Below are 285 nucleotides of genomic sequence, written 5' to 3'. Positions count from 1 at the left end.
GAGTCCTTGTCATAATATGCTTCACGATACAAGAACAAAATGACATCGGCGTCCTGTTCAACACTGCCCGATTCTCGAATATCTGACATCATCGGCCGTTTATTGGCTCTTGATTCCACTGATCGATTTAGCTGCGCCAAACAAATAACTGGGCAATTAAAATCCTTCGCCATCGTTTTGAGAGATTTGGATATTTCCGTAACTTGTAAATGGGAATTTCCTCCGTAAAGTTCACCAGAACGGATGAGTGTTAAGTAATCGATAAAAAGAATCGGTTTTTTGTTT

General features: G+C 40.0%; 1 protein-coding gene. It reads right to left on the bottom strand.

Annotation, left to right across the window (positions count from 1 at the left end; genetic code table 11):
• Positions 1–285 (bottom strand): DnaB-like helicase C-terminal domain-containing protein (locus K9V48_RS30285; RefSeq protein ID WP_224142366.1); only part of this gene is annotated, 285 nt, incomplete at both ends.

The sequence above is a fragment of the Metabacillus rhizolycopersici genome, from assembly GCF_020075705.1.
Note: the sequence above shows the minus strand (reverse complement) of the source record. Positions and strands in the feature narration are given on the sequence as shown.